Origin of the sequence: Hydrogenophaga sp. SL48, from assembly GCF_021729865.1 — a bacterium.
Classification (GTDB): Bacteria; Pseudomonadota; Gammaproteobacteria; order Burkholderiales; family Burkholderiaceae_C; genus Hydrogenophaga.
Genome location: NZ_CP063400.1, coordinates 757,044 through 770,926, shown reverse-complemented (window position 1 = coordinate 770,926; position 13,883 = coordinate 757,044). Strand labels below are relative to the sequence as shown.

The window sequence follows — 13,883 nt, the reverse complement described above, 5'->3', positions numbered from 1 at the left end:
GGCCGTGGTGCTCACTGTCACGCTGCTGGGTGGCGAATCCACCGGCAAAACCACGCTGGCCCAGTCGCTGCACCACCAGCTGACCGATCAAGGCATTGCCACCACCCTCGTGCCCGAGCACCTGCGCGACTGGTGCGCCGCTCATGGCCGCGCCCCGCGCTCCCACGAACAGTCCGAACTCGCCCGCGAACAGGCCCGCCGCATCGACAACGCTGCCGCCCAGCCGGGCGCCCGGGTGGTCATTGCCGACACCGCACCGCTGGTGATCGCGGCCTACAGCGAGCTGTATTTCAACGACCTGTCGCTCCACGCCGGCGCCATCGCCTGGCAGCGCCACGTCGGTCTCACCCTGCTCATGGGCCTGGACCTGCCCTGGGTACCCGACGGCCTGTTCCGCGAAAGCCCTGCGGTGCGCGAAGCCACAGACGCCGCGATCCGGCACCAGTTGCAAGTCGCATCGTTGCCTTACCAGACCGTGTACGGCCAGGGCGAAGCCCGGTCGCGCCAGGCGCTGCGCGCGATCGGGGCAGCCCTGGGCCAAGCCCTGACACCCAGCGACCCGGTCTGGCCGCAGGGTCGCCGGCCGTGGAATTGCGACACATGCAGCGACCCCGACTGCGAACACCGACTGTTCACCCAGCTGCTCAGCCAGCGCCCCACCGACACCGCACCATGATCCCCGCCACACCGCTGCCCGATTTCCGCTCCCCCGACTTCCTGCGCGCCCATGTGGGTGACACGCTGGCCTTCTACCTGCCGCGCGCCCTCGACCCGGCAGGCGGCCTGTTCCACTTCCTGCGCGACGACGGCAGCGTGTACGACGCCCACACCCGCCACCTCGTGAGCAGCACCCGCTACGTGGTCACGCTCTCGATGGCGGTGCGGGGCGGCCTGGGCGGCGACATCGCGCGGCAGGCCCTGCAAGTGGCCTTTGATTTCCTCTCACACCACCGCAATCCCGCCACCGGCGGGCACGCCTGGCTGCTGGACTGGCGCGACGGCCAGGCCACCGTGCTCGACGGCACCAACCACGCCTACGGCCTGGCGTTTGTGTTGCTGGCCCACGCGCACGCCCACATGGCGGGTCTGAGCGGCGCACACGCCGGCATTGCCCGAACGTTCGAGCTGCTGGAGCAGCGCTTCTGGGAGCCCGCACACGGCCTGTACGCCGACGAAGCCACCGCCGACTGGCAACTGCTGCCCTACCGCGGCCAGAACGCCAACATGCACTTGTGCGAGGCGCTGCTCGCGGCGTTCGACGCCACCGGGGAAGCGCGCTACCTCGACCGCGCCGCACTGCTGGCCGAGCACATCACCGTGCGCCAGGCCGCGCTGGCCGCTGGCCTGGTGTGGGAGCACTACCGCGCCGACTGGTCGGTGGACTGGGACTACAACAAGGACGACAAGACCAACATCTTCCGCCCCTGGGGCTTCCAGCCGGGTCACCTGACGGAGTGGGCCAAGCTGCTGCTCTTGCTGAACCAGCGCCGCCCGCAAGCCGGGCTGCTGCAACGGGCGCAACACTTCTTTGACACCGCCATGAAGACCTCATGGGACGCCGAGCACGGCGGCCTGTTCTATGGCTTCGCGCCCGATGGCAGCGTGTGCGACAGCGACAAATACTTCTGGGTCCAGGCCGAGTCGTTCGCGGCCGCCGCGCGCCTGGCGGTGGCGACGGGCGAAGCGCGCTACTGGGCCGACTACGACCGGCTGTGGGCCTACGCCTGGGCACATTTCGTGGACCACCAGCACGGCGCCTGGTGGCGCATCCTGCGCGCGGACAACAGCAAGATCAGCGATGAAAAAAGCCCGGCGGGCAAGGTGGACTACCACACCATGGGCGCGTGCCACGATGTATTGGATGCATTGAGGTAACCCCCCTGCGCCGCTTCGCGTCTTCCCCCTGAGGGGGACGATGCCTGTGGCCCGGCAAAGCCGGTTCCACGGCATCCTGGGGCCGGTGCACGCGCTCCGACCGCCCACTCAGTGCATGCCGCCCGAAGCAGGCGGCTGTATCGCCGGTTGCAAAAACACCTGCGCCGCATCCACCGGGTCAAACCGGTACTGCGCGCCGCAGAAGTCGCAACCCACCTCCACCTGGCCCTGCTCTTCGATGATGGATTCGATCTCGTCGCGCCCCAGGCTGCGCAGCATGTTGCTCACGCGTTCGTGCGAGCAGGTGCACGCAAAGCGCGGCCCCTCGGCGCCGGCCAGTGGCTCGAAGCGGCGCACGTCTTCTTCCCAGAACAGGCGGTGCAGGATGGTCTCGGCGTCCAGCGTGAGCAGCTCTTCGCGCTTCAGGCTGGCGGCCAGAATCGCGATGCGGTTGTAGTCCTCGTTGCGGCCGATCTGGTCTTCGTCGCGCGCCATGGCGCCCGCACCCGAAAGGTTGCCGTCGCCCTGCAGCGGCAGCCGCTGGATCAGCAGGCCGGCGGCCACCTTGTCGTTGGCGGCCAGCACCAGGCGGGTGTCGAGCTGTTCGCTCTGCAGCATGTAGTGCTCGATCACCTCGCTGAGCTTTTCCAGCTTTTCGTGGTGGTCGCCAAACAGCGGCACCACGCCCTGGTAGGGCTGCTGGCCGGGCAGACGGTCTTTGGGGTCGAGCGTGATCGCGCAGCGGCCCTGGTTGTTGACGTTCACCATGTGCGAGAGCGGCGCATCGGCCGCCACGTCTCCCTGCACGTTCGCGGTGGCGCGCAGCGTCAGGTCGGGTTGCACCTCGGCCACGGCCAGCTTCACCGGCCCGTCGCCCATGATCTGCACGATCAGCGCCCCGTTGAACTTGATGTTGGCCTGCATCAGCGTGGCCGCAGCCGTCATCTCGCCCAGCAGCTCGGTCACCGCCGCAGGGTACCCCCCGGTCTGCTCGCGCCGACGCAGGATGTCTTGCCAGGCGTCGGTCAGGCGCACCAGCATGCCGCGCACCGGCAGGCCTTCAAACATGAATTTATGGAGTTCGGACAATCTGTGCTTTCGGAAAATCAACGCTGGAAGATCGGGGTCAGGCGAGTTTTTTCAAGCCCTGGCGGTAGCGCGCGGCGTTCTCGGTGTAGTGCTTCGCGCTCTGGCGCAGGCCCTCGATCTGCTCGGGCGTGAGCTGGCGCACCACCTTGGCCGGGCTGCCCATGAGCATGGAGCCATCGGGGAATTGTTTGCCTTCGGTCACCAGCGAACCGGCGCCCACCAGGCAGTTCTTTCCGATCTTCGCGCCGTTGAGCACGATGGCGCCGATGCCGATCAGCGATTCGTCGCCCACGGTGCAGCCGTGCAGCATCACCTGGTGGCCCACGGTCACGTTGTCGCCGATGGTCAGCGGCAGGCCCTCGTCGGCGTGCAGCACGCTGCCGTCCTGGATGTTGCTGCCCGCGCCGATCACGATGCGGGCCGAGTCGCCGCGCACCGTGGCGCCGAACCACACGCTCGCGTCATCGCCCACGCTCACGTCGCCGATCACCTGCGCGTTGTCGGCTACCCAGGCCGAAGGGGCGATTTGGGGGATCAGGTCATCGAGTGCGTAAAGGGCCATGGGGGTCTCCAGATCGTCGGGATCGCAAACCTAGAATTGTAGGGATGCCCACCACCGCCCCACCCCAGCCCACGCTGCGCGAACTGGCCCTGACCGCGCTGTGCCTGAGCGACCCCGTGGCCAAGGCCGAGGCGGCCCATGCGCTGTGGTCCCGCTGGAGCGAGCTGCCCGACGACGCGACGCGTTGCCGGGCCATCGCCCCCGAAGCGCCCCTCTCGCCGCCGGAGGGTGTGGCCCTGCCCGGCCGACCGGCGAGCCCCGCGCTCGTGCCGCCCATGTCGGTGCCGCACCGGTCGCCCTTCACCACCGAAGGCCTGGCCGCGCTGCTGCACGCCATCTCCCACATCGAGTTCAACGCGATCAACCTCGCGCTGGACGCGGTCTGGCGCTTCCACGGCATGCCGCCCGATTTCTACAGCGACTGGCTGCGCGTGGCCGACGAAGAAGCCACGCATTTCGGTCTGCTGCTTGCTCACCTGCGGAGCCTGGGCTTTGACTACGGCGACTTTCCCGCGCACGACGGCCTGTGGGAGATGTGCGTGAAGACGCAGCACGACGTCACCGCCCGCATGGCACTGGTGCCGCGCACGCTGGAGGCGCGTGGGCTGGACGCCACGCCGCTGATCCAGGCGCGGTTGCGCAAGGTGGGAACCCCGGCCGCGCTGCGCACCGTGGAGATCCTCGATGTGATCCTCCGCGACGAGATCGGCCACGTGGCGATCGGCAACCGCTGGTACGGCTGGCTGTGCGGGCAGCAGGGTCTGGAGCCAGTGGCGCATTACCGCGCGCTGGCGCGCACGCACAACGCACCCCGCCTGAAGCCCCCCTTCCATCTCGACGCAAGGCGCTCGGCCGGTTTCACCCAGCAAGAGATCGACGATCTGCTCGGTGCCTGAGCCGCCACAACGTACCAATTGGTACTACCGATTCGGCGCCTTTGGTGAAAACAACGGGTATTTCACGAACGCGCGTCCCGATTCCCGCATAGTATTTTGGTCATGACCCAACAACATATTCGGCTGGATGAGTATCTGGGGCAAGCGTTCGACCGGATTCCTGTCGCCATGGTGGTCGTCAACCTGCAAGGCACGATCACCCGCCTCAATCGGCTGGCCGAGACCACCTTCGGCTACCTGAGCGAGGAGCTGCTGGGCCGACCGGTGGAAGTGCTTGTGCCCGAGCGCTACCGCCATGCGCATCCGGGCTATCGCAAGGGGTTCCAGGCCGAAGCCACTGCGCGACCGATGGGCGCAGGACGCGACTTGAGCGGCCTGCGCAAGGACGGCAGCGAGTTCCCGGTGGAGATCGGCATCAACCCGGTCGAGACCGGCGAGGGGCCGATGATCCTGTCGGTGATTCTGGATCTGAGCGAGCGCAAGCAGAGCGAGCGGCGCATCCACGAGGCGCTGCGCGAGAAGGAGTTGTTGCTCGAAGAGGTGCACCACCGCGTCAAGAACAACATGCAAGTGATCCACAGTCTGCTTGATCTGCAGGTGCTCAAGATCAGCGACCCGGATTTGGTGACGATGCTGCGTGACAGCCAGAACCGCATCCGGTCGATGTCCATGATCCACCAGACGCTGTACCAGTCGCACGACTTTGCGCAGGTCGACTTCCAACAGTTCCTGGGCGAGTTGTTGCCCACCCTGATGGACTCTTACGGCATGGTGAGTGGGCATGTGGCCATGGAAGTGTCGGCCAACAACGTCAAGTTGCCCATCAACGAAGCCATTCCCTGCGGCCTGATCGTCAACGAACTGGTGAGCAACGCGCTCAAACACGGCTTCCGGGGCCATCGGCGCGGCGCCATCCGGGTGGGGCTCCAGCAGGAAACCAATGGCGACGTCGAACTGTCGATCAGCAACGACGGGATCGAAATTCCACCGGACCAGAACCTGGAACGCAATGGTTCTCTCGGTCTGCAACTGGTGCAGTTGCTGACCCGCCAGCTGCAAGGCACACTGGAAATTCAGCGAGCCAACCCGACCTGCTTCACCCTGCGATTTTCCCTAGGACGTCATGCATGAACAATCCTGCCCGCATCCTTGTTGTGGAGGACGAAAGCATCGTCGCCTTCAATCTGCAGCAGCGCCTGTCGAAGCTGGGCTACGACGTGCCGGCCATCGCCGTCTCCGGCCAGGAGAGTTTTGATCTGGTGGAAGAAACACTGCCCGACCTGGTGCTGATGGACATCCACATCCAGGGCGACATGGACGGCATCGATGTGGCCGCCCGGCTGCGTGAGACCCACGCGATCCCGGTCATCTACCTCACCGCGTATTCGGAAGACTCGACCCTGGAGCGCGCCCGAAAGACCCGCCCCTATGGCTACCTGCTCAAGCCGTTTTCCGAGCGCGAGCTGCATGCCACGATCCAGATGGCGTTCGAGCGCCACAAGCTGGAAATTGAGCTAATCGACAGCCAGCGTCAGCTGCAGCAGGCGCTGGACGCCGCCAGCCTGGGTGTGCTGGAGCTCGACAAGGCCAGCACCGCCATCACCACATCGCCCCGCTCTGCCGATCTGATCGGCTGGTCACCAGACCAGCCCCACACACTGGCCGACCTGCTTGCTCGGGTGGACGCGAGCGACCGCGCCGCCATCACCAGCAAACTGCAAGAGAGCCTGAGCGCCCTCCAACACTTCAGCGAAGAGTTCCGGGTCCTGGTCGAGGGCCTGCCGCCGCGCTGGGTCAAGATCGATGCCGGCCACGCTTCGGGCCAACGCATGACCGGTGTGGTGCAGGACATCTCGGAGCGCAAGAACAACGAGATCCGGCTCAAGATGCTCAACGAAGGCCTGGAGCACTTGGTGGCGGAGCGCACCTCTGAGCTGAACCTCAGCCTCAAAGAGCTGGAGGCCTTCAGCTATTCGGTGGCACACGACCTGCGTTCACCCGTTCGCGCCATCGTGGGGTTCAGCCGTGAGCTGATCGGCCAGCACGAAACAGAGCTGGGGTCCGACGGCCTCGACCTGGCCACCAGGATCACCACCGCGGGTCAGCGCATGGGCGCCCTGATCGATGCACTGCTGCACATGTCGCGGTTGAGCCAGGTGCCGATGCAACTGCGGGTCGTCAACATCAGCGCCTTCGCGACCGACATCGCCGCCCAGCTGATGGACGCCGCCCCTCAAAGGGTGGCGCAGGTGAACGTCTCGCCCAACCTGGAGGCCATGGCAGACCCGGCGCTTGTGCACAGCCTGCTCGACAACCTGATCAGCAATGCCTGGAAGTTCTGCGCGCGCAGCGACATCACGCGGATCGACGTGGGCGCCAAGACCCTCAACGGCGAAACCGTCTTCTTCGTGCGGGACAACGGCTGCGGTTTCGACATGGCGTCGGCCAACCGCCTGTTCGGCCCGTTTCAGCGCCTGCACCGCGAAGACGACTACGCCGGCACCGGCATCGGTCTGACCATCGTGCAACGCATCGTCATGCGCCACGGCGGCCGGGTCTGGGCCTATTCAGAGCCTGGCAAGGGTGCGGCATTCCACTTCACCTTGAGCGCTTGAACTGAAACACCCCCGCCGCGCTGCGCGCGACCCCCTCCAGGGGGCGGCACTGGCGGCCCGGCAAAGCCGGTTCCGCGGTGCCCTGGGTGGGAATCGCTTCATGCGCAGCGGGTGGAGCTCCGGCAAGGTAACGAACGGACACCTTGGCCAGCGGGGTCCGCCGATAATCGGGGATGACCACTGTTTCTCCGAACGCCTTCCCCACCGCGGCATCCGCCACCGATTTCAGCCAGTTGCCCCTGACGCCAGCCACGCTGGACAACCTGAAACAGCTCGGCTACCTGAGCATGACGCCGATCCAGGCGGCCTGCCTGCCCCAGGCGCTGCTGGGCAAAGACCTGATCGCCCAGGCCAAGACCGGCAGCGGCAAAACCGCCGCCTTCGCCCTCACCCTGCTGGCCAACCTGAACCCGCGCCGTTTCGCCGTGCAGACGCTGGTGCTCTGCCCCACGCGCGAGCTCGCCGACCAGGTGACCACCGAGATCCGCCGCCTCGCGCGCGCCGAAGACAACATCAAGGTCGTCACGCTCTGCGGCGGTGTGCCGCTGCGCGGCCAGCTGGCCACGCTGGAGCACGGCGCGCACATCGTGGTCGGCACGCCCGGCCGCATCATGGACCACCTGGAGCGCCAGAGCCTGCAGCTCGACGCGCTCAACACCCTGGTGCTCGACGAGGCCGACCGCATGCTCGACATGGGCTTCTTCGACGACATCGTGAAGGTCGCGCGCCAGTGCCCGAAAGAGCGCCAGACCCTGCTGTTTTCGGCCACCTACCCGGAGGGCATCGCCAAGCTCAGCGCCCAGTTCATGCGCGAACCGCTCACCATCAAGGTCGAGGCGCAACACAGCGGCGGCCAGATCGAGCAGCGCTGGTACGAAGTGAAAGACGCCGAGCGCCTGCACGCGGTGAGCCAGTTGCTGCTGCACTTCCGCCCGGCGAGCACGCTGGCCTTCTGCAACACCAAAGCCCAGTGCCGCGACCTCGTGGCCGTGCTGCAGGCGCAGGGCTTCAGCGCGCTCGCCCTGTTCGGCGAGCTGGAGCAGCGCGAGCGCGACCAGGTGCTGGTGCGCTTTGCCAACAAGAGCTGTTCGGTGCTGGTCGCGACCGACGTGGCCGCGCGCGGGCTCGACATCGCCAGCCTCGCCGCCGTGATCAACGTGGACGTGACGCCCGACGCCGAGGTGCACGTGCACCGCATCGGCCGCACCGGGCGCGCCGGCGAGAGCGGCCTGGCGCTCAATCTGGCCAGCCTGAACGAGATGGGGTACGTCGGCAAGATCGAGCAGATGCAGGGTCGCGAGTCCGACTGGCACGCCTTAAGCGAACTCCAGCCCACCAGCCAGGAGCCGCTCGTGCCACCCATGGCCACGCTGCACATCCAGGGCGGGCGAAAGGAAAAAATCCGCCCCGGCGACGTGCTGGGCGCACTCACCGCCGACTTGGGCTACACCCGCGAGCAGGTGGGCAAGATCAACGTCAACGACTGGTCCACCTACGTGGCGGTGGACCGCGACATCGCCGAGCAGGTCGCGAGCCGGCTCAACGACGGGCGCATCAAAGGCAAGAGCGTGAAGGTGCGTGTGCTGAACGACTGAACGGTCGAGCCGCATCGAAACCATCCACCGATTTCTTCTGACTCCACGGAGGCTTCCATGAAAACCTTGATCCGAATCGCCGCCCTGCTGCTCGGCGCCCTGGTGCTGACACCAGCCAGCGCACAGCCCAGCGACCCGGGTGACTGGGTGCCCTGCGCGCGCGAGGGGCAGACCTGCTTTGTGCCCGGCCTCGCCCAGGTCCGGTTCGGGGCGCCCGGGCGCTTTTCGGTCGCGAAGAACGTGGATGGGCGCATCGAATGTGAGATCAGCGAGTTCGGCGACCCGGCGCGGCGCGTGCCCAAGCTGTGCGAATACCGCCTGGGCTGGGACAGGGCCTTGCCAAGGCCCGAGCGCGAGGCTCGGGAACGCGGCTGGGAAGACTGCGCGCAGGAAGGCGAGGTCTGCCGGTTCCGAGGTGAGCGCGTGGTGCGCTTTGGTGCCGACGGCGCCTACAACCTGCGCCGCGAGACCGGCCAGATCGAGTGCAGCGTAGAAGAATTCGGCGACCCCATCTACGGTGCACGCAAGAAATGCCAGGCGCGCACAGCGGGCCGTGGCGAACCGGAACGGGGTGACCCGGGCTCGCGCGACAACGACCACTTCGGCGGGGTGGCCGTGGCCCCCGGCATGGACCGGCGCGATGCCAACCGCTGGGCCTTCTGTGCCGACGAGGGCAACAGCTGCTCGCCATCGGCCCCCACCCTGGTGCGCTACGGCGTGCCCGGCCAATACCACTACCGCCAGGTGGCGGGCGCCTTCCGGTGCGACGCGAAAAGCTTCGGAGACCCGGCGCCCGGTGTGCAGAAGACCTGCGACATCAACACCGTGCCGGTTGACCGCACCGTGGCCCGGCGGCCCGATGCCGACGAAATTCCGCCGCTGGACGACCGCTTCTGGGTCGCCTGCGCCAAAGAGAGCCAGACCTGCCGCTTCCGCGGCGAAGGCCACGTGCGTTTCGGTGCCAATGGCCTGTACCGGGTCGTGCACGCCCGCGACGGGGTGAACTGCGATGCGCGCAGCTTCGGCGGCGACCCCACCCCCAAAACACCCAAGGCCTGCGCGGTCTACCGCCCTTGATCGCGCCGCGGGGGAGAACGCGGTCGTCCCAGGTTGAAACTGCCCGAAAATAACGCCATGAACGACATCACCTCCCGCCCCACCCTCCCCGACCGCCTCGCCATCGACGCCCGCAGCCCTTACCACGTGGCTGCCGTGTTCCAGCACGACATCGGCATCCGCTTCAACGACAAGGAGCGTTTCGATGTCGCCGAGTACTGCATCAGCGAAGGCTGGGTGAAAGTGCCCTCTGCCAAGACCCTGGACCGCAAGGGTCAGCCGCTGCTGATCCAGCTCAAGGGCCGGGTCGAGGTGTTCTACAAATAACGGCGCACACGCCATGCAACGCCGACGCCTCGTCACCACCGGTCTGCTGCTGGGTTCGGGCCTGAGCCTTGCCCAGACCAGCCTGCCACCGCTGGCGTCGGGCAGCGACAGCCCCACCACGGCCCCACCCCGCTTCACCGTGCCGCTGGACCTGTTGCAAAGCGAGGTGGCCAAGCGCTACCCGATGCGCTACCCGGTGGCCGGGCTGGTGAACCTGGACCTGAACGCCCCGCGCCTGAGCCTGCTGCCCGAGCAGAACCGCCTGCGCGCCGTGATGCCGGTGACCGCTGCGGGCGCCGCATTGCCGCGCACCCAGCAAGGTTCGTTCACCGTCGATTTCGCGCTGCGTTACGAGCACGCCGACCGCAGCCTGCGCGCGCACCAGCTCAAGGTCTACCGCTTCCGGTTTCCCGATCTGGCACCCGAGGCGGTGGAGATGCTCAACACCTACGCGCCGCCGCTAGCCGAGCAGTCCTTGCGCGAAGTGGTGCTCTACCAGTTGCAACCCAAGGAGACGGCGATGGCCGATCTGCTGGGCTTGCGGCCAGGCCGCATCACCGTGACCGTGCAAGGCCTGGCCGTCGAGCTGGTCACGCAACCGTTGTAGGCGTCGGCCTGGGTCAGACACGCCGGCGGCCTGTGCTGACCGGTCCTGAGATCACACCCACCGACGACATCCATGCCCTCCCGACCCACCTTCACCTGAACAACCCACACCCTCATGAACGCAGCCCCAGAATCCACCGCTCCCACCGAGCCCTCGCCGCTGTGCGAACCCTGCCAGGGCATCCAGCGCAACTGGCGCGGTGCGCCCGGCCACCCCGAGTTGCAGCAAGGCAATCACCGCAAGGAATTGCGCGGCGAGGTGCAGGTGACGATCACCGGCTACTTCTGCGACCGCTGCGGCGCCCACTGGCACTACACCAACAACAAGGCCGACCAGCGCTCTGGCTGGTCGCTGGCGCCGAAGTGAGCGGTCCTCACGCCCCACGGCTGACCGCATGAAGGCACCACCCCGACTGCAAGCACTGATCGAAGAAGGCCTGATCGACACGGTGGTGCGCCAGCTCATGAGCGGCAAGGAGGCCATGGTGTTCGTGGTTCGCTGTGGCGATGAAACCCGCTGCGCCAAGATCTACAAAGAGGCCAACAACCGCAGCTTTCGCCAGGCGGTGGACTACACCGAAAACCGCAAGGTCAAGAACTCGCGCCAGGCCCGTGCCATGGCCAAGGGCACGAAGTTTGGCCGCGAAGCGCAGGAGGCCGCATGGCAAAGCGCCGAGGTGGACGCGCTCTACCGCCTGGCCGCCGCCGGTGTGCGCGTGCCGCAGCCCTACAACTTCTGCGACGGCGTGCTGCTGATGGAACTGGTGACCGACACCCACGGCGATGCCGCCCCACGCCTGAACGATGTGCGCTTCTCGCCGGAGCAGGCGCGCCAGCACCATGCCACCCTGGTGGCTGAGGTGGTGCGCATGTTGTGCGCGGGCGTGGTGCACGGCGACCTGTCGGAATTCAACATCCTGCTGGCGCACACGGACAACGGCGATGGCGAGGTGGACGGCGCGGACGTCCCCGTGATCATCGACCTGCCGCAGGCGGTGGACGCCGCCGGCAACAACCACGCGCCGCGCATGCTGCTGCGCGACGTGGCCAACCTGCGCGACTTCTTCGGCCAGTTCGCGCCAGAGCTGCGTGCCACGCAGTACGGACCCGAGATCTGGAGCCTTTACCAGAGCGGGTTGCTGAGCAACGACACACGGCTCACCGGCCGCTACACGCCGACCCATGCCGATGTGGACCTGGCCAGCGTGATGCGCGAAATCGACGACGCGCGCGATGAAGACGCCGCAAGGCGACTGCGTTTGGCGCAGTGAGTGGCGCGGGTGGCAGAAGGGGCTCCATGACCCCCGCAAACACCACCGCAGGAGGGCGTCAGCCCCTGGGATGGTGTTGGGCCACGATGCTTTTCAGCCGTTCACGTGCCACGTGGGTGTAGATGGTGGTGGTGGAGATGTCGGCATGCCCCAGCAGCATCTGCACCGCGCGAAGGTCGGCGCCGTGGTTGAGCAGGTGGGTCGCAAAAGCGTGGCGCAGCGTGTGCGGCGAGAGCGGTGTGGTGATACCGGCCTGCTGCGCGTAACGTTTCACCAGGTTCCAGAACATGACGCGGCTCATGGCCTCCCCCGCACGGGTGCCCCGCGAGGTCACGAACAGGTCTTCGCTCTGCTGACCGGCCAGGATCTCGGGCCGGCCCGAGCCCAGGTAGCGCTGCAGCCACTGGCCCGCGATCTGCCCGAACGGCACGAGCCGCTCCTTGTTGCCCTTGCCGGTGACGCGCAACACCTGTTCGTTGTGCCCCACGTGAAAGGTCTTGAGCGTCACCAGCTCGCTCACGCGCAGGCCGCTGGCGTACATCAGCTCCAGCATGGCGCGGTCGCGCTGACCCAGCGGCGTGTCGGTGTCAGGCGCGTTGAGCAGGGCCTCGACCTGCGCCCCTGACAAGGTCTTGGGCACGCGCATGGGCTGGCGCGCGGCGCTCAGGCGCAGGGTCGGGTCGGCGGTGATGACGCGCTCACGCAGCGCCCATCGGAAGTAACGCTTGAACACTGTAAGGCGCCGGTTCGCCGTGGTCGCGCGCGTCTGGGCATGGCGGGCCGCGAAGTAGGCGTTGATCTGCGCCTCACCAGCCTCCGGCAGCGCTCGCGCACCACCCTCTGCCGTGGCCAGCCACTCGGCGAAGAGCCGGAGGTCGCGCCGGTAAGCGTCGAGGGTGTTGCGCGCAAGACCTTCTTCGAGCCAGAGGCCGTCGATGAAGGCGCTGGCGCTCGCTTCACTGCGCGCCAGCGCGGCAGCGTCCATCAGTCGAGCGAAAGCTTCTGCTTGGTGACCACGCCTTTGTAAACCTCGAACTCGGCCTTGATCTGCTCGTTGAACTGATCGGGCGTGTTGGCCACGATCAGCGAGCCCGTGTCCTCAATGCGCTTCTTCACGGCCGGATCGTTCAGCGCCGTCTTGGTCGCGTTGTAGATCTTGTCGACCACGTCCTTGGGCATGCCCTTGGGGCCGATGAGGCCGTAGTAGGCCATGCGGTTCACCGGCTCGAGCCCCACCTCCTTGAAGGTCGGCACGTCCGGCAGCGAGGCCAGGCGCTGCGGCGCGGCCACCACGATGGCGATCAGGCGGCCGGCCTTGATGTGCGGCAGGGCGGACGGCAGGTTGTCAAAAATGATCGGCACCTGGCCGCCCACCGTGTCGTTGAGCGCCGGGCCTGCGCCGCGGTAGGGAATGTGGGTGACGAAGGTGTTGGTCAGGTTCTTGAACAGCTCGGTCTGCAGGTGACCGATGCCACCGGTGCCCGAGCTGGCATAGCTGTATTTGCCCGGGCTTTTCTTGAGTTCGGCGATGAAGGCCTTGTAATCCTTGGCCGGGAAACTGGGGTGCACCGCGATCACGTTGGGCGTGGCGGCGATGTTGATGATGGGCGTGAAATCGGTGAGCGTGTTGTACGGGATCTTGGGGTTGATCGCCGGGTTGGCAGCGGTGGTGGACACTGTGGCCATGCCCAGGATGTAGCCGTCGGCCGGGCTGCGCGCCAGCTCGGTGGCACCCACCACACCGCCGCCACCGGCCTTGTTCTCAACAATCACGCTCTGGCCCATGGACTTGCCCAGGGGCTCGGACATCACCCGCGCGATGATGTCCGTCGTGCCACCCGGCGCGAACGGCACCTGCAGGCGGATGACCTTGCTCGGGTAGGCCTGCGCCCAGGTCGCGCCGGACACGGCCAACGATGCGGTGAAACAACCCAGAGCAAACAGCTGACGACGCGAAACCATGGCGAGCACTCCTTGAACAAAGGCAAACA

The 13,883-nt window shown here is 66.9% G+C and carries 15 protein-coding genes; 11 read left to right on the top strand and 4 right to left on the bottom strand.

The features are described 5' to 3' along the window. The first annotated feature begins 4 nt into the window (after window positions 1–4). Together IM738_RS03700 and IM738_RS03695 are read left to right on the top strand one after the other, a co-directional pair. The gene (locus IM738_RS03700) at window positions 5–676 is read left to right on the top strand and encodes an AAA family ATPase (RefSeq protein ID WP_236964552.1); all 672 of its coding nucleotides are present in this window, start codon (window positions 5–7) and stop codon (window positions 674–676) included. After that, entirely contained in the window at window positions 673–1,875 is a 1,203-nt protein-coding gene (locus IM738_RS03695; RefSeq protein ID WP_236964551.1) for an AGE family epimerase/isomerase, read from the top strand. The genes IM738_RS03700 and IM738_RS03695 overlap by 4 nt, the downstream gene beginning before the upstream one ends. Window positions 1,876–1,983: 108 nt before the next feature. On the opposite strand, the gene hslO is transcribed toward IM738_RS03695, so the two are convergent. Beyond that, entirely contained in the window at window positions 1,984–2,964 is a 981-nt protein-coding gene (gene hslO, locus IM738_RS03690; protein ID WP_236964550.1) for an Hsp33 family molecular chaperone HslO, read from the bottom strand. Between the two features lie 37 nt (window positions 2,965–3,001). Further along, a complete protein-coding gene (locus IM738_RS03685; protein WP_236964549.1) occupies window positions 3,002–3,526 on the bottom strand; it encodes a gamma carbonic anhydrase family protein in 525 nt (174 codons plus the stop codon). Window positions 3,527–3,570: 44 nt separating this feature from the next. Between IM738_RS03685 and IM738_RS03680 the strand changes: the two genes are divergently transcribed. The 9 genes from IM738_RS03680 (at window position 3,571) to IM738_RS03640 (ending at window position 11,892) form a co-directional block, all read left to right on the top strand. Then, the gene (locus IM738_RS03680; RefSeq protein ID WP_236964548.1) at window positions 3,571–4,422 is read left to right on the top strand and encodes a ferritin-like domain-containing protein; all 852 of its coding nucleotides are present in this window, start codon (window positions 3,571–3,573) and stop codon (window positions 4,420–4,422) included. Between the two features lie 102 nt (window positions 4,423–4,524). Continuing rightward, complete coding sequence (locus IM738_RS03675) at window positions 4,525–5,553, top strand: sensor histidine kinase (protein WP_236964547.1); 1,029 nt, start codon at window positions 4,525–4,527, stop codon at window positions 5,551–5,553. After that, window positions 5,550–7,037, top strand: coding sequence for a sensor histidine kinase (locus IM738_RS03670; protein ID WP_236964546.1), 1,488 nt, complete (start codon window positions 5,550–5,552; stop codon window positions 7,035–7,037). The genes IM738_RS03675 and IM738_RS03670 overlap by 4 nt, the downstream gene beginning before the upstream one ends. 173 nt (window positions 7,038–7,210) lie before the next feature. Then, complete coding sequence (dbpA, locus tag IM738_RS03665; RefSeq protein ID WP_236964545.1) at window positions 7,211–8,632, top strand: ATP-dependent RNA helicase DbpA; 1,422 nt, start codon at window positions 7,211–7,213, stop codon at window positions 8,630–8,632. Between the two features lie 57 nt (window positions 8,633–8,689). Further along, a complete protein-coding gene (locus IM738_RS03660; RefSeq protein ID WP_236964544.1) occupies window positions 8,690–9,709 on the top strand; it encodes a hypothetical protein in 1,020 nt (339 codons plus the stop codon). Between the two features lie 57 nt (window positions 9,710–9,766). Beyond that, window positions 9,767–10,015 (top strand): DUF3297 family protein, encoded by a 249-nt coding sequence (locus tag IM738_RS03655; RefSeq protein ID WP_236964543.1) that lies wholly within the window; start codon window positions 9,767–9,769, stop codon window positions 10,013–10,015. A gap of 13 nt (window positions 10,016–10,028) precedes the next feature. After that, complete coding sequence (locus tag IM738_RS03650) at window positions 10,029–10,622, top strand: DUF1439 domain-containing protein (protein WP_236964542.1); 594 nt, start codon at window positions 10,029–10,031, stop codon at window positions 10,620–10,622. Between the two features lie 114 nt (window positions 10,623–10,736). Then, window positions 10,737–10,988 carry a hypothetical protein gene (locus tag IM738_RS03645; protein ID WP_236964541.1) on the top strand — a complete coding sequence of 84 codons (252 nt, stop codon included), beginning with the start codon at window positions 10,737–10,739 and terminating at the stop codon, window positions 10,986–10,988. Between the two features lie 28 nt (window positions 10,989–11,016). Continuing rightward, window positions 11,017–11,892: a PA4780 family RIO1-like protein kinase gene (locus IM738_RS03640; protein WP_236964540.1), complete on the top strand. Its 876-nt coding sequence runs from the start codon at window positions 11,017–11,019 to the stop codon at window positions 11,890–11,892. Window positions 11,893–11,950: 58 nt separating this feature from the next. Here the strand turns inward: IM738_RS03640 and xerD are convergent, their stop codons facing one another. Continuing rightward, the gene (xerD, locus tag IM738_RS03635; RefSeq protein WP_236964539.1) at window positions 11,951–12,877 is read right to left on the bottom strand and encodes a site-specific tyrosine recombinase XerD; all 927 of its coding nucleotides are present in this window, start codon (window positions 12,875–12,877) and stop codon (window positions 11,951–11,953) included. Further along, window positions 12,877–13,854 (bottom strand): tripartite tricarboxylate transporter substrate binding protein BugE, encoded by a 978-nt coding sequence (locus IM738_RS03630; RefSeq protein WP_236964538.1) that lies wholly within the window; start codon window positions 13,852–13,854, stop codon window positions 12,877–12,879. The genes xerD and IM738_RS03630 overlap by 1 nt, the downstream gene beginning before the upstream one ends. Between the last annotated feature and the right edge of the window lie 29 nt (window positions 13,855–13,883).